Raw genomic sequence first — 21,190 nt, 5'->3', positions numbered from 1 at the left:
GACATGGTGCTGGCGGCGCACGCCGTCGACCCGACCCTCCAGACGTTCGAGAACGACGTCTGGTGGATCTCGCTGATCAAGCTGCTCGGCGTCTTCGTCCTGCTGCTCCTGCTGACGCTCTTCACGATCGTCTACGAGCGCAAGGTCGTGGCCCGGATGGCGGTGCGGCCCGGCCCCAACCAGGTCGGGCCCAAGGGGTGGCTGCAGAGCCTCACGGACGGCGTCAAGTTGCCGTTCAAGGAAGAGATCATCCCGAAGACAGCCGACAAGGTCGTCTACTTCATCGCCCCGGTGATCTCGGCGACGGTGGCGTTCACCGCGTTCTCCGTCATCCCGTTCGGCGGCGTGGTGAACATGTTCGGCCAGCAGACGGCGCTGCAGCTGACCGACGTGCCGGTCTCGGTGCTGGTGCTGCTCGCCTGTTCGTCGATGGCCGTCTACGGTGTCGTGCTCGCGGGCTGGGCCTCCGGCTCGACGTACCCGCTGCTGGGTGGTCTGCGGTCGAGCGCCCAGATGATCTCGTACGAGGTCGCCATGGGTCTTTCGATCGTCGCGGTCTTCATGACGGCCGGGACGATGAGCACCTCGCAGATCGTGGCGGCGCAGGCCCACGGCAACCCGGTGACGATCTTCGGCTGGGAGGCCACGGCCCCCGGCTGGTACGCCGTCCTGCTGCTCCCGAGCTTCATCATCTACTGCATCGCGGCCGTCGGTGAGACCAACCGCGCCCCGTTCGACCTGCCCGAGGCGGAGTCCGAGCTGGTCGGCGGTTTCCACACCGAGTACTCGTCGTTCAAGTTCGCGCTGTTCTTCCTGGCCGAGTACATCAACATGATCACCGTCTCGGCGTTCGCGACCACGCTGTTCCTCGGCGGATGGCGGGCACCCTGGCCGATCACCTGGTTCTGGGACGGCGCGAACGGCGGCTACTGGCCGCTGATCTGGTTCTTCGCCAAGGTGCTGATCCTGCTCTTCGGCTTCATCTGGCTGCGGGCGACCCTGCCCCGCATGCGCTACGACCAGTTCATGCGGTTCGGCTGGAAGGTCCTCATCCCGGTCAACCTGGTGTGGATCCTCTTCCTGAGCTACATCAAGGTCGCCAACAACGAGTTCTCCACGCAGGTCAAGTGGTTGTCGATCGTCGGCATCGTCGTCGTGATCCTGCTGATCGCCATGCTCTGGCCGGCCGCCCGCAAGCCGAGACAGATCTCCATCGAGGAAGAACTGGCGTCCCGGCCACCGGGCAGTTTCCCGGTGCCACCCATGGACCTGCAGGTTCCCCCCAGTCCACGCGCCCGCCGGGCCGTGGCCGAGCGTGCTCCGGCCACGGTCGGCGGAGACTCCGCCGAAGAAAACAAGGAGGTGTGACGTGGGTACGTTCACCGGCTCCTTCAAGGGCTTCGGGGTGACCTTCGCGCACATGTTCCGCAAGGTCATCACGACCGACTACCCGTTCACGCCACCGACGCCGGCGCCGCGCTACCACGGGCGGCACATCCTCAACCGGCACCCGGACGGCCTCGAGAAGTGCATCGGCTGCGAGCTGTGCGCCTGGGCCTGCCCGGCCGACGCGATCTATGTCGAGGGCGCCAACAACACCGACGAGGAGCGCTTCTCGCCGGGTGAGCGCTACGCCGGCATCTACCAGATCAACTACGCCCGCTGCATCTTCTGCGGGCTCTGCATCGAGGCCTGCCCGACCCGTTCGCTGACCATGAGCAACGAGTACGAGCTGGCCCGCGACAGCCGGCAAGACCTGATCTTCACCAAGAAGGAACTGCTGGCCCCGCTGCTGCCCGGCATGGAGCAGCCGCCGCACCCGATGCGCCTGGGCGAGACCGACAAGGACTACTACGTCGGCGCGCTCAGCAACCCGGGCACGTCGGCCGGCGCCGAGCGGGCCCCGTGGGCGACCAACGAAGAGTCGGACGCCAGCGGCGGAGCCGCGAAGGAGGGCGTGTGATGGACCACGTCTCCACCGGCGAAGCCGTCGCCTTCTGGATCCTCGGCACGCTCGCGGTGATCGGCGCGCTCGGCATGGTGCTGGCCCGCAACGCGGTCCACTCCGCGCTCTGGCTCGTCGTGACGATGCTCTGCCTGGGTTTCCTGTACGTGGTCAACTCGGCGCCGTTCCTGGGCGCGGTGCAGATCATCGTCTACACCGGCGCGATCATGATGCTGTTCCTGTTCGTGCTCATGCTGGTCGGCCGGGACGCCTCGGACTCGCTGATCGAGACGTTGCGCGGCCAGCGGGTCGCGGCGGTCATCCTCGGCGTCGGCCTGGCCGCGCTGATCGGCACCGGCCTGGCCCGCTCGCTCGGCGACGCCACAGCGGTCGGACTGACCGAGGCCAACGCGGACGGCAACGTCCAGGGCCTGGCCTCGCTGCTCTTCACCCGCTACGTCTTCGCCTTCGAGGTCACCTCGGCGCTGCTGATCACCGCCGCCGTCGGCGCGATGATCCTGGCCCACGTCGAGAAGGCCAAGGAGGACAAGGTCGACCAGTTGACCCGGATGAAGGAGCGGTTCCGCCCGGGCAACTACCCCGGCCCCAAGGCCGGCCCCGGCGTCTACGCCAACACCATGTCGGTCGCCGCCCCCGCGCGGCTGCCCGACGGTAACGGCGCCGAGCGCAGCATCTCCCCGATCCTGCCCATCCGTGAACTCACCGCGGATGAGGCGGCACCGAAGGGAACTGAGAAGTGACTCCCGACTATTACCTGGTGCTGGCCGCGATCCTGTTCACCATCGGAGCGGCCGGGGTGCTGGTCCGCCGGAACGCGATCGTGCTGTTCATGTGCATCGAGCTCATGCTCAACGCCGCGAACCTCGCGCTGGTCACCTTCAGCCGCATCAACGGCAGCCTCGACGGCCAGATCATCTCGTTCTTCGTGATGGTCGTGGCCGCCGCCGAGGTCGTGGTGGGTCTGGCGATCATCATGTCGATCTTCCGTACGCGGCGCTCGGCGAGCGTCGACGACGCGAACCTTCTGAAGTACTAAAGGGGCCTTCACCGTGGAATCAACAGTGGAGTACGCCCCCGCGACGGGGACGCTGAGCGGCATCTGGCTGCTGGTGGCCATCCCGCTCGTCAGCGCGGCGATCCTGCTGCTGCTCGGCAAGCGGGCCGACAAGTGGGGGCACTGGCTGGGCGTCCTCGCCGTGGCCGCGTCGTTCGTGCTCGGGCTGATCTTCTTCTTCAGCCTGCGGGGGCTCGACGCCGAGAGCCGGGCCGCTCAGCTGAGCATGTGGGACTTCATCGCCGTGGGGAACCTGCATGTCGACTTCGGCCTGCTGTTCGACCCGCTGGCCGGCGTCTTCGTCCTGCTGATCACGGGCGTCGGCTCGCTGATCCACCTGTACGCGGTCGGCTACATGGAGCACGACCCGGGCCGGCGCAAGTTCTTCGCCTACTTCAACCTCTTCGTCGCCGCGATGTTGCTGCTGGTCCTCGGCAACAACTACGTGATGCTGTACTTCGGCTGGGAGGGCGTGGGTCTCGCGTCGTACCTGCTGATCTCGTTCTGGTACACCCGGCCGTCCGCGGCCACCGCCGGCAAGAAGGCGTTCCTGATGAACCGGGTCGGCGACGCCGGCCTGGCCATCGGCATCTTCCTGATGTTCGCCACGCTCGGCACCACCCAGTACGACGAGGTCTTCAGCAACGTCAGCGCCCTGAGCTCGACCACGGTGCTGGTCCTGGGCCTGCTCCTGCTGCTCGGCGCGGCCGGCAAGTCCGGTCAGTTCCCGCTGCACGCCTGGTTGCCCGACGCGATGGAGGGCCCGACCCCGGTCTCCGCCCTGATCCACGCGGCCACGATGGTCACCGCGGGCGTCTACCTGATCGCCCGCTCCAACGCGATCTTCACCGCGAACACGGTGCTGCAGACGGTCGTGGTCAGCGTCGGCGCCCTGACGCTGCTGATGGGCTGCATCATCGGCGCCGCCAAGGACGACATCAAGCGGGTGCTGGCCTGGTCGACGGTCAGCCAGATCGGCTACATGTTCCTCGGCGTCGGGCTCGGCGGCGGGGCGTACGCGCTGGCGATCATCCACCTGCTGGCGCACGGCTTCTTCAAGGCCAACATGTTCCTCGGCGCCGGCTCGGTGATGCACGGCATGCACGACCAGGTGGACATCCGGCGCTTCGGCGGCCTGCGCAAGTACATGAAGTGGACCTGGCTCACCTTCATGATGGGCTGGCTCGCGATCATCGGTATCCCGCCGCTGTCCGGCTACTTCTCCAAGGAGCCGATCATCGCGGCGGCCTTCGAGCGCGGCGACTGGACCTCCTGGATGTACGGCGGTGCGGCGCTGCTCGGTGCCGGGCTGACCGCCTTCTACATGACGCGCCTGTTCGTGCTCACGTTCCACGGGCCGGAGCGCTACACCGAGGACAACAAGCATCCGCACGAGTCGCCGTTCATCATGACCGTGCCCCTGATGCTGCTGGCCCTCGGCTCGATCGGGGCCGGCTGGCTGCTCTCCACTTCGGTGCCGAGCTGGCTGGAGCCGGTCTTCGGGGCCGAGGAGGCGCATCACGAGGCGGTCATCCCGCACTCGTTGATCACCATCCTCGGTCTGGTCGTGACGGTGCTGGGTGCGGGCCTGGCCTGGTCGATGTTCCGGCGGGGCACGGCGCTCGAGCCGCAGCCGGCCGGGGTCGTGGTCACCGCGGCCCGCCGCAACCTCTACACCGACGCGATCAACGAGGCGGTGTTCGAGCGTCCCGGCATCTACCTCACCCGGGCGCTGGTCTACCTCGACAACAAGGGCATCGACGGGGTGGTCAACGGCATCGCGGCCGGCATCGGCGGCAGCTCCGGCCGTCTGCGGCGGCTGCAGACCGGCTTCGTTCGCTCGTACGCCCTCTCCATGCTCACCGGTGCCGTTCTTGTCGTCGGCGCCTTCCTCGCGATCCAGCTTGGGTGGTTGGCGTGACCGACTTTCCGTTCTTGTCCATCCTGACGGTGCTGCCGCTGGTCGGCGCCCTCGTCGTGGCCCTCATCCCGCGCCAGCGGGCCGAGCTGGCCAAGACGATCGCGCTCGTCTGGTCGCTGGTCGTCCTGGTGCTCAGCATCGTCATGTGGATCGCGTTCAAGGTGGGCGGCGACCGCTTCCAGTTCCGCGAGTCGTACGCCTGGATCCCGTCCTGGGACGCCCGGTTCACGTTCGCCGCGGACGGCATCGCGCTGGTGATGCTGATGCTGATCGCGATCCTGTTCCCGGTCGTGATCCTGGCCTCCTGGCACGACGTCGAGAAGAGCAACCGCTCCGCCCCGGCCTACTTCGCCCTGCTGCTGGCCTTCGAGTTCACGATGATCGGCGTCTTCGCGGCCGCCGACATCTTCCTGTTCTACGTGTTCTTCGAGGTCATGCTCATCCCGATGTACTTCATCATCGGGTCGTTCGGCGGTCAGCGGCGCCAGTACGCGGCGGTCAAGTTCTTCCTCTACAGCCTGGTCGGCGGTCTGTTCATGCTGGCCGCCGTGATCGGGCTCTGGGTGGTCGGCGGCAACACGTTCGACTGGGCCAAGCTGGCCGAGGCGGCCGGGTCCATCGACCAGAACACCGCCCGGTGGCTGTTCCTCGGCTTCTTCGTCGCGTTCGCGATCAAGGCGCCGTTCTTCCCGTTCCACACCTGGCTGCCGGACGCCGGTGGTGCGGCTCCGGCCGGTGCCGCCGCGCTGCTCGTCGGCATCATGGACAAGGTCGGCACGTTCGGCATCCTGCGCTACTGCCTCTCGCTCTTCCCGGAGGCGTCGCGCTGGTTCGCCCCGGCCGCCCTGGTGCTCGGCGTCATCGGGATCATCTACGCCGCCCTGCTCGCGGTCGGCCAGAACGACCTCAAGCGCCTGGTGTCGTACACGTCGATCGCCCACTTCGGCTTCATCGGCATCGGCATCTTCGCGTTCACCACCCAGGCCGGCACCGGCTCGGTGCTCTACATGGTCAACCACGGCCTGGCCACCGGCCTGCTGTTCATCGTGGTCGGCATGTTCGTCGCCCGCCGCGGTTCGGCCCTGGTCAGCGACTTCGGCGGCGCCGGCAAGATGGTCCCGGTGCTCGCCGGGGTGCTCTTCTTCGCCGGTCTGGCCTCGCTGGCCCTGCCCGGCACGGCGCCCTTCATCAGCGAGTTCCTCGTGCTGATCGGCACCTTCACCGTGCACCCGGCGTACGCGGTGGTGGCGACGACCGGAATCATCCTGGCCGCCGCGTACGTGCTCTGGATGGTGCAGCGCACCACGCAGGGCACCCTGAATCCGGCCCTCGCCGAGGTGCCGGAGATGAAGAAGGACATCACGCTCCGCGAGAAGGTCGTGGTGGCCCCGCTGATCCTGCTGATCCTCCTGCTCGGCTTCTATCCCAAGCCGGTCACCGACGTGATCAACCCGGCGGTGCAGGCGACCATGCAGGACGTCGGCGTGCAAGATCCGGGCCCGACGTCGGTCGTCGCTAACGAAAGGGTGGCGCGCTAGCCATGGGAGACCTGAAACTGCCCGGCATCGACTACGGCGCGCTGCTGCCGATGTTGATCCTGTTCGGGGCGGCGGCCGTCGGCATCCTGATCGAGGTGTTCACTCCCCGCCGGTCGCGTCACGCGATCCAGCTGACCGTCGCGTTCCTGGCCGTCACGGCCTCGTTCGTGGCCGTGATCGTCCAGCACAGCACCCGCAAGATCACGATCGGCGGCGCGGTCGCGGTCGACGGCCCGACCGTCTTCCTGCAGGGTGCGCTGCTCGTGCTCGGCGCGGTCTCGCTGATGCTGATCGGGGAGCGCTCGATCGAGCGGGGCGGCCCGTTCGTCTCGCAGGCGGCGATCACCGTGGGGTCGCAGAAGGACGTCAAGCAGGCGGGTGACCAGCCCGGCATGACCGAGGTCTACCCGCTGACCCTGTTCGCGCTCGGCGGCATGCTGCTCTTCGTCGCCGCCAACGACCTGCTCACCATGTTCATCGCGCTCGAGGTCTTCTCGCTGCCGCTCTACCTGCTGTGCGCGCTGGCCCGCCGCCGTCGCCTGCTCAGCCAGGAGGCCGCGCTCAAATACTTCCTGCTCGGCTCGTACGCCTCCGCGTTCTTCCTGTTCGGCGTCGCGCTGGTCTACGGCTTCTCCGGCGGCATCTCGCTCAGCGCGGTGCACGACGCGGTGGCCAACCCGGAGCGCAGCCAGGTGCTGCTCTACGCCGGCCTGGCCATGATCGCGATCGGTCTGCTCTTCAAGGCGGCCCTCGCCCCGTTCCACGTGTGGACGCCGGACGTCTACCAGGGCGCGCCGACGCCGATCACCGCCCTGATGGCGGCCTGCACCAAGGTCGCCGCGTTCGGTGCCCTGCTTCGGATCCTGTACGTCGCGTTCGACGGCGTGCGCTGGGACTTCCAGCCGGTGCTGGGTGCCATCGCGGTGCTGACGATGCTGGTCGGCGCCGTGCTGGCGGTCACCCAGACCGACATGAAGCGCCTGCTGGCCTACTCCTCGGTCGCGAACGCGGGCTACCTGCTGGTCGGCGTCCTCGCGCTCAACGAGGAGGGCCTCAGCAGCACGATGTTCTATCTGGTGGCGTACGGCTTCTCGGTGCTGGCCGCCTTCGGCATCGTGACCCTGGTGCGCGACGCCGACGGAGAGGCGACCCACCTCGCCCGGTGGGCCGGTCTGGGGCGCAAGAGCCCGCTCTTCGCCGCGACCTTCACGTTCATCCTGCTGGCCTTCGCCGGTATTCCGCTGACCAGTGGCTTCACGGCCAAGTTCGCGGTCTTCGGCGCGGCGGTCACGGGCGGGCAGACCTGGCTGGTCGTCTTCGGCGTGATCACCAGCATGCTGCTGGCCTTCCCCTACCTGCGGGTGGTCGTGCTGATGTGGCTGTCCGAGCCGAACGAGTCGACGCCTACGGTGTCGATCCCGGGCTTCCTGACCTCGGCCGCGCTGGTCATCGGGGTGGTCGCCACGTTCGCCCTGGGCGTCGTGCCGGCTCCGCTGATCGACCTGACGCGAGATGCGGCGCAGTTCGTCCGCTGACGGCTTATGCAAAAGGCCCCGGGGGATCCCGGGGCCTTTTTCGTTCGCTCGGCGCGTGAGCTTTCGGCTCGCTGCGGCTCGGCTCGCGGCGTGGGCTCAGCTCGTGCGGTCGGCGATGAAGTCGCAGAGCGCGGCCATGGCCTGCTTCGCCGAGCCGTCGGGCAACGGCGCCAACCTGGCCCGGGCCTCTTCGGCGTAGCTCCGCACGGTCTCCCGCGCCTTCTTCATCGCGGCCGACTCGCGCAGCAGGCCGAGCGCCTCGGCGTGCAGGGCGTCGTCGGTGATCGGCCCGGCCGACAGCAGCTCGCGCAGCCGCGCGTCGGTGTCGTCGCCGGCCAGCGCGTAGAGCACCGGCAGGGTCGGCACCCCCTCGCGCAGGTCGGTGCCCGGGGTCTTGCCTGACTGCACCGACTCGGACGCGATGTCGAGCAGGTCGTCGGAGAGCTGGAACGCCACGCCGATGGTCTCGCCGTAGCCGGCCAGCGCGTCGACGTATTCGGCCGGGGCGCCGGAGAACATGCCCCCGAAGCGGGCCGAGGTGGCGAACAGCGATGCCGTCTTCTCGGCGATCACGTGCAGGTAATGCTCGATCGGGTCGGAGTCGCGCGGGCCGACCGTCTCGGCGATCTGACCGTGCACCAGCCGGGCGAACGTGCGCGCCTGCAGGTGCACCGCCTCGGGGCCGAGGGAGGCCGCGATGTCGGCCGCACGGGCGAACAGATAGTCGCCGACCAGGATCGCCACCGAGTTGCCCCAGCGGGCGTTGGCGCTGGGCGCGCCGCGGCGTACGAGAGCCTCGTCCATGACGTCGTCGTGATAGAGCGTCGCCAGGTGGGTCAGCTCGACCACGTTGGCCGCGGCGATGATCTCGGGGGCGTCGGGGTCGCCGAACTGGGCCCCGAACGCGACCAGGATCGGCCGGATCCGCTTGCCGCCCGCGTCGGCGAGATGGCGTGCGGCCTCGGCCACCAGCGGGTCGGCACTGGCGACGTTGTCGCGCAGCGCGTCCTCCACGGCGGCCAGCGTTGCCGACACCCGGGCATCGATCGCGGGATCGATGTCGAGGCCGAGCGACGACAGCGTCATTTCCCCAGTGCTCACCACGCTTTCACGATGCCACATGAGTCCGGCGACCACGGCCTAGGGGTGGCGACGTTTAAGCCGGTTAAACCGGGTGCGCGGCCCTAGGCAGGCTTTATGACAGGAGTGTGACGGCGCAGCAGGTGACTGCCGAGCAACATGGCACCCGCGGCGGCCAGCATCGCCACCGCGGCCACCACCCACATCGTCGGATAACTGGTCGTCGTGGCCACCGCGCCCAGTCCGAGCGGTCCCACGCATCCGCCCGCGTAGACCCCGGTCTGGGTGATAGAGGTGGCCGCGGCCGGCGCCTGCGGATGCAGCCGGACCACCGCGAAGTTCATCAGCCCGGGCCAGGACCATCCGAACCCGAAGCCGAGCACCACTCCGGCGACCAGCGGGAGCCCGCCCGGCACGGCGAGCAGCCCCAGCCCGACCGCGCCGGTCACCAGCAGCCCGGCGATGACCGCGATCGAGCTGTCCGGCCGGCGGTCGGCGAGCCAGCCGCCGAGGATTCGCGCGGTCACGCAGACCGCGCTACCCAGCGTGAGGGCCAGTCCGGCCGGGCCCGGTGCGATACCGCGAGCGACCGCCGAGTCGACCAGGAAGGTGCCCAGCGCGTTGGCCGACGCCCCCGCGAGGGTGGCACCCACCCCGACGACGATCAATGCGCCCGTCGCCTGTTTCGCGCCTTTGGCCGCTTTCTTGTGAAGCGCGGGTGGCTCGGCGGGCACGAGGAACAGGGCCCCCGCGGCCAGCACCGCCACGAAGACGAACGCCCACCGCCAGCCCAGGGTCAGCGCGATGACCGGCACGGATGCACCGGACAGCAGCGTGGCCACCGGGATGGCGGCCTGCTTGATGCCGAACGAGAGCCCCTGCCGTCGCGGCGGCACGTGCCGCGACAGCGTGGTGTTGCTGGCGAGCTGGCCCATCGCGTTGGCCCCGGCGCCGAGGGCCAGGATCGCGATGAGACTCCACAGTGAAGTGGCGAACGCCGCCACGCCCAGCAACGAGGCCGACGCCAGCGCGATCCCGGCCCGGGACACCCGCGTGGCGCCGAAGCGCTCGACCAGGTGGCCGGCCGGAACCGAGGCGAGCGCGCTGGCACCGAAGTAGGCCGACACGGCGAGACCGAGCCCGGCCGGCGAGAACTCGAGCTCGTCGCCGATCTGCACGGCGAGCCCACCGACCAGGAACACCGGCACGCTGACCGCGATCGTCGTGGTCAGGGCTCCCGCTGCGGCCCGGAATGCGCTGGTGGGCGAGCTCGGATGCATCCTCGGCACACTATGTCAGCAGAATGCATCCGAGCGCGCTGAGTGCTAATGACCACACGGCTCGTGTAAATCGACCGTGATCCACACGCTTTTGGCATTCCATCGGAGGAAGATTATTCATATGGTGTAAGTCCCTGGCGTCGGAGGTAGCTGTGCGCGACCCCCTGGCGGAGCCGTCCGATCTGATCCGGAGCGTGTCACGCGCTTTGCGCGTACTCGAGTCGGTAGGCCGGGCACCCCGCGGACTCACCGTGAAGCAGATAGCGCGGCGATGCGAGTTGACCGTCGCGACGACCTATCACCTTGTGCGGACTCTGGCCTACGAGGGTTACGTGATCCGCCGTGAGGACGGCACGTACATCGTGGGTCTGGAGATCGCCGACCGCTACCGCGAGCTGGTCTCGGCCTTCCGCGGGCCGCCCGCGGTCGGTGAGGCGTTGCGGCGCGCGGCCCTCGACAGTGGCTACAGCCACTACCTGGGCCGGTTCGTCGGCGGCCGGATAGCGGTGACCGCGTCGGCCGAGGGGGCACGCTCCCCGTTCATCGACGACATGTCGCCCGGCTTCGACGAGGGTGGTCACGCGACCGCGCTCGGCAAGGCCCTGCTGGCCACCCTCACTCCGGATCAGCGGGCGCGTTATCTGCGCGACTACGGCATGCGGGCGTTCACCCCGGCCACCCTCACCACGCCCGAGGCGCTCGAGGCTGACCTCGCGGCCGGTGAGCGGCGCGGCATGCAGCTCGAGATGGGCCAGTTCCGGCAGGGCTTGGCCTGCGCGTCGGTGCTGGTCATCGCCGATCGTGACATCGAGCGGCGGCTGGTGCTGGCGTGTGCGCTGCCGGCCGCCGAGATGCTCACCTCGGCGCGGGTCGTCCGGGCCAAACTGACCGCCGCCGCGCGCAATGTCGCCGAAGCGCTGTCCGCCGGGGAATCCGCCACGGCCTGACATGCAGACCTAAGACTCCGTTGAACCTCCGGCGCATCCCTCACGTAAAGCAGGGTGCAAGGGGGATATCGGCGGAGGGTGGTGACGGGTGCACTGCGAGCACGAGCACGACGACGGGGCGTACGTGCTGGGCGCCCTGTCGCCGGCGGAACGCGCGGCCTACGAGGGTCATCTGGCGACCTGTTCGTTCTGCCGCGAGGCGGTGGCCGACATCTCGGCCCTGCCCGACCTGCTGTCCCGGCTCGACGCGCGGGAGTTCGCGAAACTCCTCGACCCGTCGCTGACCAGCGGTGACGGTCATCCCGGGGCGGCCTTCCGCGACTGGGCGACCAGCGAGTGGGCCACCCTGTCGGCCGAGGCGAAGCGTGGCACGCCGTCTTCTTCGGCGCCTGACGGTCGTCGCGGCAAGAAAACCAGGTCAAAGGCTTTCCGCGTACGGGTTATGAGCAGCGCGGCGGCCGTCGTGCTGGTGGCGCTCGTCGCCGTCGGAATCCTCGCGTGGACGCGGGACAACGCCGCTCCCGCCGCCGGACCGACCGGCCCGGCCACCGCGATGACCGCCGTCCAGAGCTCGTCCCCGGTGACCGCTTCGGTGCGACTGACCAGCACCTCCGGCGGCACCAAGGTCGACCTGCTCTGCTCCTACAGCGCGGCCGCCTCTCGTCCCTACACGTTCCGGCTGATCGCGTACGGGCCCGACGAGCAGAAGGAGCAGCTCGGCTCCTGGCAGGCCACGCCCGGCGCCGAGTTCTCGATGCCCGGCGTCACCCACTTCGGCCGCGACGCCCTGTCCCGGCTCGAACTGGTGCAGTTCGACGGAAAGGTGCTGCTCGCCTACGACGTCCCCTGACCTGTTGATTCCAGGTCAGCGGGGTGGCAGGGTAGCGGCCGGTTCGACGGTGGCGGCCGTCGGATCGGCCGCTGTCTCCCCTTTCCCGGGGCGGCGGCGCAGCGCGTCGATCGTGAAGATGATGAGCGCCACCCACACCAGGGCGAAACCGGCCAGGCGGGCCGGCGGCATCGGCTCGTGATAGATCAGCAGGCCGACGGCGAGCTGCAGGATCGGCGCGATGTACTGCAGGATGCCGATCCCGACCATCGGCACGCGGTTGGCGGCCGATGCGAACAGCAGCAGCGGCAGAGCCGTGGCCAGCCCCGAAAAGATCATGAGCACGGTATGGGTGGCCGACACATGCCCGAACTCGGCCCGGCCCGCGGCCATCAGCCAGGTCAGATAGCCGAGCGCGGGAATGGCCAGCACGCTCGACTCGACGAACAGGCCCTGGGCGGGCGGCACCGACAGGCGCTTCTTGACCAGGCTGTACGTGCCGAAGCTGCCGGCCAGGATCAGCGCGATGTACGGCAGGTGGCCGTAGTCGATGGTCAGCACGACGACCGCGACGGCGCCGACCCCCACCGCGACCCACTGCAGCAGATAGACCCGCTCACGCTGCACGGTCACGCCCAGAAGCACCAGGACCAGCGGCGTGATGAAGTAGCCGAGCGCCGTTTCGACGACCCGATCCGAGTTGACGCCGTAGATGTAGGCGCCCCAGTTGAACGCGATGAGGACGGCGGCCAGCGCAAGACCGCCGAGGAGCCTGGGGCTGCGCACGAGCCGGCGGACGAACCCCCAGTTCCGGATGATCGAGAGCAGCAGACTGACGAACACGACCGACCAGATCACCCGGTGGGCCAGGATCTCCAGCGGTGACGCGGGCTGCAGGTGCTTGAAGTAGATCGGGAAAAATCCCCACAACACGTACGCACCGATGCCGTAGAGATATCCACGCCGCTCGTCGCTCATGCCCTCACCGTAAGGTTTCGAGCGTGTTTCACCCCTTGCCTATGGCCCACCTCACGGCCGCATCCCGCCCCGGGACGCAGCAAGCCCGGCCGTGACGCCTGGGCAGGAGTCGCGACCGGGCATTCAGGCGGTTGTCAGTCGTCGCCGCCGTCGGGGACGAGCATGTTGAGCAGCCAGCTCACGACGCCGACGAGCAGCGCGCCGAGGACGGCGCTCGGCCAGAAGTCGTCCACGTGGAACGGCAGGTCGAACTGACCGGCGATCCAGCTCGTCAGCAGGAAGAGCGCGCCGTTGACGACCAGCGCGATCAACCCGAGCGTCAGCACGTAGAACCCGCAGCCGACCACCTTGATGATCGGCCGGAGTACCGCGTTGATGACGCCAAAAATGACCGCGACGATCAGCAGCGTGATGATCTGCTCCGACACCTTGTCGGTGGTCAGCTGAATCCCGTCGATCAAGACGGTGGCCAGCCACAACGAGAACGCGGTGATCAGAAGCCGAATGATGAGGCCCATGGCCCGGAATGGTGTCACGATCACGCCACTCCCGGCCGCGACACACCCCGATCTTGTCGATGCCGTTGCCGAAACCACGACATATCGCTCGGCGCCATCGCGGCCGTGCCGCTCGGGCCGTGCCGCGTCGGCCGTGCCGCGTCGGCCGCGCCATCTTGGCCGTGCCTCGTCGGCCGAGATGCATCTCGGCCGCGCCATCGCTGCGGTGCCGCCCCGGCCGCGCTGTGCCGCCCCTGCCGTGCCGTGCCGCGTCGGCCCGCGTCGTGCCGCGTCGGCCGCGTCGTGCCGCGTCGGCCGCGCCATCGCTGCCTTGCCGCCCCGGCCGTGCCGTGCTGCGTCGGCCGTGCCGCTGGTGTTGGCTGCGGTCTCGGTCAGCGGCCGGGCGGGCCGACCAGTTGGGCCTCGATCGGGGTGTGGGCCAGCGCCGCCCAGCGGACGGCCCGGCGGTTGACGACGCCCACCATGTCGGGGCGGATCCGCGTCATCCACTGGGCCACCTCGCCCAGACCCAGCGCGCCCCCGAGCAGTGTCGCCTCCTCGGGACGCAGCGGCTGCAGGATCAGCAGGTCGGCCCGCGAGGCCACGTCGACGTCGACGGCCGAGAACTCGTCGCGGACCACCAGCGTCGCCTGCCAGCCATCGCCGGGGCGGTTGTCGGCGCCGACCGGGCCGATGTCGACCACGACCAGAAGTGGATGCAGAGCCGAGCCCGGTGCGATCTCGACCGCGCGACCGGGCGGGACGACGGCGATCGACTCACCGGGCACGGCCGCGCCCCGGACGAACGGCTCCCACGCCCGCGGACGCGCCGTCTGCACCACCACTCGCGCGCCCAGGGCCATCGCCCGGAGCGCGACCAACTGGGCGCAGCGCACCCCGCCGACGAGCAGGGCCCGGGTCTGCTCGGGACGGAACAGCCGGATCACGACCGGGTTGCCGTGGCGGTTGCGACCCAGCATCAGCCCCGACGTGCCGACCGGCAGGTGCAGCCCCTCGAGCAGTTCGGCCGGCTGGACCCCGTCGGGCGCCATGCCGGGGACGCCGCTCGGCGCACCGCCCAACGGCAGCGTCGCGAGCAGGCCCTGCAGATGTTCGCCGTCGAGGCGCTGGACCCCGGCGTACTCGCCCGACAGCAGTTTGCGCAGCGCCTGGCTCGCGACCCCGAGCGAACCGGGATCGGGCGCGGACAGCCGCACGGCCACGTCGAGCGCGGTCGGGCCGTGTGCCACCTGCGGCCCGGCCGTGAGCGAGACGGTCGTCGCGGCCGCGGGCAGGGCGAGCATCCGCGACACCAGGCGTCGTGACGTCTCGACCTGCGGGTCGGGCCAGCGCCGCAGCCGGAAGGTGGTCTGGGCCAGGCCACCGACCCGCAGACCGGGCCACGTCTCGTGGGCCGAGCCGGTGCCGTCGTCGTGGGCCAGCTCGGCGATCACCCGCAGCGCGGCCGCCTCGCCCAGCGGCCGGGCCGGCACCGCGGAGAGCCGCCGCACCAGTTTGCGGACGAGGCCGGACAACGAGCGGCGCAGCTCTTCCTCGGACCAGCCCTCGGCCCGCAGCACCCGGACGGCGAGCAGAGCCCGGCTGTGCCCGAGCAGGCGACCCTCGGTGAGCTGGCGATAGGAATTGGCCGGGGTGCCCGCGCCCGCGCGCAGGGACGGTGCCGGTGCTCCGGTGAGCAGCAACTGGATCAGTACCGGCGGCAGCTCGGCCTCGGCCGAGGGGAGCAGCGTGGCCGGTGCGGGCAGGGCCGGCGCGTCCTCGGCGAGCAGGCCCGCCGGATCGCCGAGCTCGAGCACCGCGGTCAGGCCGTGGCCGTCGACCAGCACCGCCGCCGGATCACCGGCGAGGTCGGTCTGCTCGACCCGGGCGCCGGGGGACAGGAACTGCAGCAGCGCCGTCGGTCCGCTTTCCACCGACGCGGAATGTCGCCGCCCGCCGAAGCGAAGGCCCACCCCGAGCCACTCGAACGCCCAGCGTCGTCGAAGCCGCAGCCAGGTGAGAGCGAGAACGGCCAAGGCGAGAACGCCACCCGCGACCAACCCGATCGGGCCGTTGACCGCTCCGATCGCGACGGCGACGACGGCGATCTGGGTGGCCACCAGCTGACCCGCCCGCATGCCGAGCAACCGTCCACGCCGGACCGGCCGCGCGGTGGCCTTCGGCGAGGCCAGGGGTGGTGACGTGGCCGGGCCGGAAAGCTGGACTGTCAAGGCGCACCGCCCTTCCCCGCGAGTTCGCCCGTGCGGCGCCCATCGTAGGGGCTCCGGCCCACCTGCGGCGTGCCCTGTGGACTAGCCGAAGTTATCCACAGGCCCCGATTTCGGCCTACCGTCGCTTGACGGGTTTCGCTACGGTCGGCAACGTCATGGAAGAGTAATCGGTCGCTCACGGCCCGCCCCCCGAGGCTTGTGGTCAGGGGTTAGCCTGGTGGCCAACGTCGATATGTCACAGGTGAAGGATCACCGTCCGTCCACAACGGATCATGACGTGATCGACGACCCGAACGAGGAAGCGGGGTGAGTTCCGGGGTGGCCGGATCAACGCAGGTTACATCGGACGAAATGGCGGCAGCCGCCAAGAATTTCGACAGCGTCAACGCTGGGCTGCAGCAGATGCTGAGCACGCTGATCTCCGAGCTGTCCACGCTCAGCGGCACGTGGAAGGGTCTCGGCGCCGCCGCGTTCGAGCAGGTCAAGGTTCAGTACGAGCAGGACCTGAAGAGCCTCAACACGGCCCTGTCCCAGACGGCCGACTCGATCCGGCAGTCCGGGGTCACCTACGACGCGACCGACACCGAGGCGGCCAGCCGCGTGACCAACACCGGCGGCAACTTCTCGCTGCCGCTCTGACCGGGGGAGAGCTTTAGACATGCCTAACGACGGCGTACTTCTCGTCAACTTCGGCGCTCTGCAGCAGGCGGGCGTCGACATCCAGAAAGCGGTCAGCTCGCTCCAGTCGCAGCTCGACCAGCTCGAGCGCGATTCGCAGCGCCTGGTCAACTCGTGGGACGGCGAGGCCCAGCAGGCCTACTACGCGCGTCAGGAGATCTGGCGCAAGTCGGCCGCCGACCTGACGAACATCCTGCAGAACATCAAGGGCGCGGTCGACCAGTCGGTCGACGACTACGTCCGCACCGAAAAGCAGGCGACCCAGCGCTTCCAGTGAGCGCGGTGCCGCCGCACCCGTGAACGGCCGGATCAGTCTGACGACTGCCGGCCGTTTCGCTTTCCGATCATTCTTGTCGACCCGTTCGTCCTTTTGGTCCGTTCTTGCGAAGCTTGGTGTCCCTCGAACGCGTACTGGTCTGTCTGGGCGATAACGCTACGATCAGTTGTTGTTTGATCGCTTCGAGCAACCGAAAGGGCTTTTCGGAGAGCTTCCGAGCGCCCTCAGAAGGCTTCGACCACCCGACTTCTGCGTCTGCGTACCGCCGCCCATTGTGATCGTGGCCTGACCTTGTAGGTTGTACGCGTTGAGATGGCCTCGTCGCGCGGTGGGGAGAGGTGGACGTGTCCGAGTGGGAACCGGCTACGGACGCCGAGGTGGCAATGCGCGATGCGTTGCGCACCGACGATCAAGAGTCCTACTTCCGCATCCTCTCCGGCGTTGACCTGCTCTTACCTGTCTCCGCCGATGCGTTGGCGGGTCTCGCCCCGCTCGGCTGGGGCACGTGGAGCACGGGCGGACGCACGCATGTGCTGGCGTTCACGTCGACGGCGGCTCTGCAGTCGTGCCTGGCCGACTACACCGGCTCCGCGCGCCGCGTCCCCTACGCCGAGCTGGCCAACACCTGGCCCAATCTCGAGTGGTGGCTGGCGGTCAACCCCGGCCTGCCGATCGAGGGCTATCTGCCGGCCTGGTTCGTGGCTCAGCTGTCCCGCGGCGACCTGAGGCTGCCGACCCGGGGCCCGGGTCGCGCCGACGCCCCGACCAGCACCGGCGGCGGTAACAAGATGCAGGATCTGCAGGCGGCCGCGATGGCGGCCAACGCGGCCGCGCTCAGCAAGGACGAGCGGCCGGGCGGTCCCACGCGCGCCGACGCGCCGCTCACCGCGGTCACCGGCTCCTATCCGCAATATCCGGCGGCCACCTACGGCCAGCCGTCCAGCGTTGGTCAGATGTCGGCCGCGGCCCAGCCGTCGGCTCCGGGCCTGTCCCTGGGCGGCGCCCAGTCGTCGGGCGCCGGTCAGGCACCGGCCGCTTATGGGCAGGCTGCTGCGAACACGTACGGCGGCGCCTACGCCCCGACCCCGGGTCAGCCGCCCGCCAGTGACCTGCCGACGCGGACGCCCGGACTCGACCGCGGTCAGCCCGCCGAGCAGGCGCCCGCCGGTGGCCTTCCCACCCGTGCGCCGTCGCCCGCCTACGGTCCGGCGGGCGAGCCGGCCGGTGGCCTCCCGACGCGCACGCCCTCCGCCGCTGACGGGTTGGGCGCCCGCGCCGCCGCCGCTAACGGTGGCCTGCCGACGCGTACGCCTGCGGCCGGCTTCGGCCAGTCGGCACCCACTGCCCCGGCCAGCGCGCCACCCGCCTACGGGCGCCCGGCCAGTGCCCCGCCGGCCTACGGTCAGCCGGCGAGTGCCCCTCCGGCGTACGGCCAGCCGGCAAGCGCTCCTCCGGCCTATGGGCAGCCGTCGAACACGCCGCCCGCAACGTCCCCTTATAGTCGCCCGGCCGAGGCCCCTGCTGCTTATGGCCGCCCGACCAGTGGGCAGCCCGACGCACCCGCGGCTTACGGTCGCCCGGCCGGTGGCCCGCCCGACGTGCCTGCGGCTTACGGTCGCCCGGCCGGTGGCCCGCCCGACGTGCCTGCGGCTTACGGTCGCCCGGCCGGTGGCCCGCCCGACGTGCCTGCGGCTTACGGTCGCCCTGCTAGCAGCCAGCCCGACGCTCCAGCGGCCTACGGTCGTCCGGCCAGCGCCCCGCCCGCGGAGAATCGCTCGCCCGCTGCCCCATCGCCTTATGGCCGCCCAGCGAGTGCCCCCCCGGCCTACGGCGAGCCTGCGAGCGCCCCACCCGCGTACGGCCAGCCTTCGAGCGCGTCTCCGGCGAGCGCTCCGCCCGCGTACGGCCGCCCCGCGAGCGCACCCTCGGCCTACGGCCAGCCGGCAGCACCAAGCCCAGCAGCACCAAGCCCGGCTTCGCCCAACCCGTCGGCGGACGGCCAGTCGGCAACGCCCGAGTCGATCGGCCCCGGCGGCCTCCCGGTCCGGACGCCCAGCACCGTCCTGCCGAGCGGACTTCCCGCCCGCACGCCGAGCGCCGCGCCCGGCCCGGCGTCGGCTGCACCCATGTCCGGCTTCGGCTCGGGCCCGTCCGCAGCGCCCATGTCGGCGCCTATGTCGGCACCGCCCGCGGCGCCCTCGTCCGCGGGCCCGGCCGTGGTGCCGCCCGCCTACCAGCCACCGCCCCTGCCGCCGATGGGCCGCCCGTCGCCCACCGGCGACGACCCGCGCGGCCCGCTGCCGGACGCCAACGCCCCGCTCCCGGTCCGCACCCCCATGGCGCAGACCCCGCCGGCCCCCGAGGGTTTCGCGCCGCACAACCCCGACGAGACCCCGTTCAACCCGAGCTGGGAATCGTCGGCGCCCACCTCGACCCCGCGTGCTCCGAGTGCGCTGACCGACCTGCCGCGCCGCCAGCCCGCCGAGGGTCGTCAGCCCACCAGTGGCGGCGGCTTCCCACAGGGCCCGGCTTCACCGCAGGCCGCGGCCGCTCAGCGCACCCCCGCGGCCGCCATGCCCCCCATCTCGGCCCCGCCGGCTCCGCAGGCCGCGCCGGCTCCACCGAGCGCTCCCACCGAGCGCCAGTCCGGCATGTCCGCTCCCGGAATGCCGAGCGAGCCGAGCCCGGGCTTCGGCACCCCGCTGCCCCGCCGGCAGGCCGCGTCGGCCGCCGAGCGCCCCGGTATGACCTCGTTCCCGGCGTTCCAGACGAACCCGGCCAACCAGCCGAGCCAGCCGATGGCCCCGCCGGTCATCCCCGGTTCGCCCGGCAGCGACCGCCCGGCCCGGCTCGGCGCGCAGCCGCCGTTGGATGCGCCCGCCCCCGCGATGCCGAGCACCCCCGCGGTGCAGTTCCACCCGGCCAACGAGGTCGAGCAGGACCTCTTCGACGCCGCCGAGTCGCACAACACCGACTCCTTCCTCTCCACCCTGCTCCTCTCCACCGTGCTGGTCCCGGTCGCGAACCACTCCCGGCCGGGCAGCGCTCCCGGTGAGTCCGGCTTCGCGTTCCGCACCGAGCAGACCGACGGCGAGACCTATCTGGTCGTCTTCACGAGCAAGGACAGGCTGGCCGAGCACTTCGACGAGCCGACCCGTACGGTCGGCGTCCGGTTCGTCGAGCTCATCCGTAACTGGCCGGATCCGGCCTGGTCGTTCGCGGTCAACCCGGACGGCCCGATCGGCGCCAAGTACCCCGGCCCGCAGGTCATCGCGCTGGCCAGCTGGGCCGCCGAGTCGGGCCTGGGTAACGACCAGGACGGCCCGCTCGAGGACGTCGAGCCAGTGCCCGCGCCCGAGCCGGCCAGCGACGACAAGCAACACGCCACGGTCATGCAGAAGACGCTGCCGCCCGATCAGGTCGACTACTACCTCGAGCGCGGGTACGACCGGGTCGCCGGGTTCGTGCACCGGGCCACCGAGGTCGAGCATCTGCGGACGCCCGCCGAGCTGCTCGGTGCGCTGGGCCTGACCTATGACAGCTCGCCGCACCAGACGGACGCCAAGGAGGCGTACGTGCTGCGCTGGCCGGCCTACCGTCCGAGCCTTTACCGGATCCCGTACGGCGGTCAGAACGAGCAGGCGTTGAAGGCGATGGACGGCTGGGTGATCGAGCGGTCGCCGTTCCGGGGCAACGGTTTCGCGCCCGGTGAGGGTCGTGACGTCATCGCCGAGTTCAAGGTGGACAGTGTGCGGCTGCCGCACGGCGCGCAGCTGTGGCGTATCGACGCTGACGGCAGCGAGCGCATGGTGGCGATCTTCGACAACGACGGTCCGCTGTGGCGCCGGGTGGGTGAGCAGTGATGCGGGACGGCTACGTGGTCGCGTGGCAGGGCCAGGAGTATGACGCTGCCCCCGACGGTGACAACGTGCGGATCTATCGCGGCGACGCGGCCGACGGCTTCGACGAGGTGCGTCCGGGCCGGTTCGTGCGGGTGCTGACCCCTGAGGAGTACGACGAACTGGTCTATGTCCGCACGACCTGCACCTGGCGTGGCGCCACGTTCATCGTGCTGGCCGAGGCCGACGCATGGCTGCGGGTGGAGTACACCGGCGGCCGCGCCCCGATCGCCCGTCAGCTGGGGCTCGAGGAGTTCGACTTCGGCGTCTACCAGGGCTGGGCCCCGCTGCACGAGGTCAGCGACCTCAATGAGCAGCGGATTTAAGGCCTGTTTCATAACTGAGGCGGGGCTGCGGAGGGGCCCAGATCCCGCCTGGCGGCGTCCCGCGAAAGCCCGGTTCCAACACCGGGAGCCGGACTTCCACGGGCCACCACCAGACGAAATTTGGACCCCGCCTCACTCCCACCCCAGTTATGAA

At 70.1% G+C, this 21,190-nt stretch carries 18 protein-coding genes; 13 read left to right on the top strand and 5 right to left on the bottom strand.

All coding sequences use genetic code 11. From position 1 onward, the window contains the following. Window positions 1-3 precede the first annotated feature (3 nt). The 7 genes from nuoH to nuoN are packed head-to-tail and all read left to right on the top strand — an operon-like array spanning window position 4 to window position 8,014. Window positions 4-1,368: an NADH-quinone oxidoreductase subunit NuoH gene (gene nuoH / locus KOI35_RS29740; protein ID WP_438870636.1), complete on the top strand. Its 1,365-nt coding sequence runs from the start codon at window positions 4-6 to the stop codon at window positions 1,366-1,368. A 1-nt stretch (window position 1,369) separates the two neighbouring features. Next, window positions 1,370-1,963: an NADH-quinone oxidoreductase subunit NuoI gene (nuoI, locus tag KOI35_RS29735; RefSeq protein WP_215791933.1), complete on the top strand. Its 594-nt coding sequence runs from the start codon at window positions 1,370-1,372 to the stop codon at window positions 1,961-1,963. Further along, window positions 1,963-2,706 (top strand): NADH-quinone oxidoreductase subunit J, encoded by a 744-nt coding sequence (locus KOI35_RS29730; RefSeq protein ID WP_215791932.1) that lies wholly within the window; start codon window positions 1,963-1,965, stop codon window positions 2,704-2,706. Before nuoI ends, KOI35_RS29730 begins: the two co-directional genes overlap by 1 nt. Then, window positions 2,703-3,002 (top strand): NADH-quinone oxidoreductase subunit NuoK, encoded by a 300-nt coding sequence (nuoK, locus tag KOI35_RS29725; RefSeq protein WP_015618499.1) that lies wholly within the window; start codon window positions 2,703-2,705, stop codon window positions 3,000-3,002. Before KOI35_RS29730 ends, nuoK begins: the two co-directional genes overlap by 4 nt. A 13-nt stretch (window positions 3,003-3,015) precedes the next feature. Continuing rightward, a complete protein-coding gene (gene nuoL, locus KOI35_RS29720; RefSeq protein ID WP_215791931.1) occupies window positions 3,016-4,941 on the top strand; it encodes an NADH-quinone oxidoreductase subunit L in 1,926 nt (641 codons plus the stop codon). Beyond that, window positions 4,938-6,479 (top strand): NADH-quinone oxidoreductase subunit M, encoded by a 1,542-nt coding sequence (locus KOI35_RS29715; RefSeq protein ID WP_215791930.1) that lies wholly within the window; start codon window positions 4,938-4,940, stop codon window positions 6,477-6,479. The genes nuoL and KOI35_RS29715 overlap by 4 nt, the downstream gene beginning before the upstream one ends. Before the next feature lie 2 nt (window positions 6,480-6,481). Beyond that, window positions 6,482-8,014, top strand: coding sequence for an NADH-quinone oxidoreductase subunit NuoN (gene nuoN, locus KOI35_RS29710; RefSeq protein WP_215791929.1), 1,533 nt, complete (start codon window positions 6,482-6,484; stop codon window positions 8,012-8,014). 96 nt (window positions 8,015-8,110) lie between these two features. On the opposite strand, the gene KOI35_RS29705 is transcribed toward nuoN, so the two are convergent. Together KOI35_RS29705 and KOI35_RS29700 are read right to left on the bottom strand one after the other, a co-directional pair. Next, a complete protein-coding gene (locus tag KOI35_RS29705; RefSeq protein WP_215791928.1) occupies window positions 8,111-9,136 on the bottom strand; it encodes a polyprenyl synthetase family protein in 1,026 nt (341 codons plus the stop codon). A 62-nt stretch (window positions 9,137-9,198) separates the two neighbouring features. Next, complete coding sequence (locus KOI35_RS29700; protein ID WP_215791927.1) at window positions 9,199-10,374, bottom strand: MFS transporter; 1,176 nt, start codon at window positions 10,372-10,374, stop codon at window positions 9,199-9,201. 152 nt (window positions 10,375-10,526) lie between these two features. Between KOI35_RS29700 and KOI35_RS29695 the strand changes: the two genes are divergently transcribed. Further along, window positions 10,527-11,321: an IclR family transcriptional regulator gene (locus tag KOI35_RS29695; protein WP_215791926.1), complete on the top strand. Its 795-nt coding sequence runs from the start codon at window positions 10,527-10,529 to the stop codon at window positions 11,319-11,321. A gap of 88 nt (window positions 11,322-11,409) precedes the next feature. Next, window positions 11,410-12,171 (top strand): anti-sigma factor family protein, encoded by a 762-nt coding sequence (locus tag KOI35_RS29690; RefSeq protein WP_215791925.1) that lies wholly within the window; start codon window positions 11,410-11,412, stop codon window positions 12,169-12,171. Between the two features lie 15 nt (window positions 12,172-12,186). On the opposite strand, the gene rarD is transcribed toward KOI35_RS29690, so the two are convergent. The 3 genes from rarD to eccE all read right to left on the bottom strand — a co-directional run bounded on the left by rarD (window position 12,187) and on the right by eccE (window position 15,856). Continuing rightward, on the bottom strand, window positions 12,187-13,128 hold the full coding sequence (gene rarD / locus KOI35_RS29685; protein WP_215791924.1) for an EamA family transporter RarD: 942 nt from the start codon (window positions 13,126-13,128) through the stop codon (window positions 12,187-12,189). Window positions 13,129-13,262: 134 nt separating this feature from the next. Beyond that, window positions 13,263-13,646, bottom strand: coding sequence for a phage holin family protein (locus KOI35_RS29680; protein WP_215791923.1), 384 nt, complete (start codon window positions 13,644-13,646; stop codon window positions 13,263-13,265). 371 nt (window positions 13,647-14,017) lie between these two features. Beyond that, entirely contained in the window at window positions 14,018-15,856 is a 1,839-nt protein-coding gene (gene eccE, locus KOI35_RS29675) for a type VII secretion protein EccE (protein ID WP_246613924.1), read from the bottom strand. A gap of 306 nt (window positions 15,857-16,162) precedes the next feature. Between eccE and KOI35_RS29670 the strand changes: the two genes are divergently transcribed. The 4 genes from KOI35_RS29670 to KOI35_RS29650 all read left to right on the top strand — a co-directional run bounded on the left by KOI35_RS29670 (window position 16,163) and on the right by KOI35_RS29650 (window position 21,036). After that, window positions 16,163-16,495 (top strand): WXG100 family type VII secretion target, encoded by a 333-nt coding sequence (locus KOI35_RS29670; protein WP_308121209.1) that lies wholly within the window; start codon window positions 16,163-16,165, stop codon window positions 16,493-16,495. 19 nt (window positions 16,496-16,514) lie between these two features. Further along, window positions 16,515-16,811, top strand: a complete 297-nt coding sequence (locus tag KOI35_RS29665; protein ID WP_215791921.1) for a WXG100 family type VII secretion target — start codon at window positions 16,515-16,517, stop codon at window positions 16,809-16,811. 344 nt (window positions 16,812-17,155) lie between these two features. Then, window positions 17,156-20,674 carry an SseB family protein gene (locus KOI35_RS47745; RefSeq protein ID WP_308121208.1) on the top strand — a complete coding sequence of 1,173 codons (3,519 nt, stop codon included), beginning with the start codon at window positions 17,156-17,158 and terminating at the stop codon, window positions 20,672-20,674. Then, on the top strand, window positions 20,671-21,036 hold the full coding sequence (locus tag KOI35_RS29650) for a UCP033725 family protein (protein WP_215791920.1): 366 nt from the start codon (window positions 20,671-20,673) through the stop codon (window positions 21,034-21,036). The genes KOI35_RS47745 and KOI35_RS29650 overlap by 4 nt, the downstream gene beginning before the upstream one ends. The last annotated feature ends 154 nt before the right edge of the window (window positions 21,037-21,190 follow it).

Origin of the sequence: Paractinoplanes bogorensis, from assembly GCF_018829635.1 — a bacterium.
GTDB classification, from domain to species: domain Bacteria; phylum Actinomycetota; class Actinomycetes; order Mycobacteriales; family Micromonosporaceae; genus Actinoplanes; species Actinoplanes bogorensis.
The sequence above is the reverse complement of the archived record's forward strand: the minus strand, read 5'-3'. Positions and strand labels throughout refer to the sequence as shown.

Excerpts from the sequence above, each read along its gene's own strand:
- KOI35_RS29680 (WP_215791923.1), bottom strand. The coding sequence starts at position 13,646 with ATGGGCCTCATCATTCGGCTTCTGATCACCGCGTTCTCGTTGTGGCTG.
- rarD (WP_215791924.1), bottom strand. The coding sequence starts at position 13,128 with ATGAGCGACGAGCGGCGTGGATATCTCTACGGCATCGGTGCGTACGTG.
- nuoN (WP_215791929.1), top strand. The coding sequence starts at position 6,482 with ATGGGAGACCTGAAACTGCCCGGCATCGACTACGGCGCGCTGCTGCCG.
- KOI35_RS29705 (WP_215791928.1), bottom strand. The coding sequence starts at position 9,136 with ATGTGGCATCGTGAAAGCGTGGTGAGCACTGGGGAAATGACGCTGTCG.
- KOI35_RS29665 (WP_215791921.1), top strand. The coding sequence starts at position 16,515 with ATGCCTAACGACGGCGTACTTCTCGTCAACTTCGGCGCTCTGCAGCAG.
- KOI35_RS29730 (WP_215791932.1), top strand. The coding sequence starts at position 1,963 with ATGGACCACGTCTCCACCGGCGAAGCCGTCGCCTTCTGGATCCTCGGC.
- nuoH (WP_438870636.1), top strand. The coding sequence starts at position 4 with ATGGTGCTGGCGGCGCACGCCGTCGACCCGACCCTCCAGACGTTCGAG.
- KOI35_RS29700 (WP_215791927.1), bottom strand. The coding sequence starts at position 10,374 with ATGCATCCGAGCTCGCCCACCAGCGCATTCCGGGCCGCAGCGGGAGCC.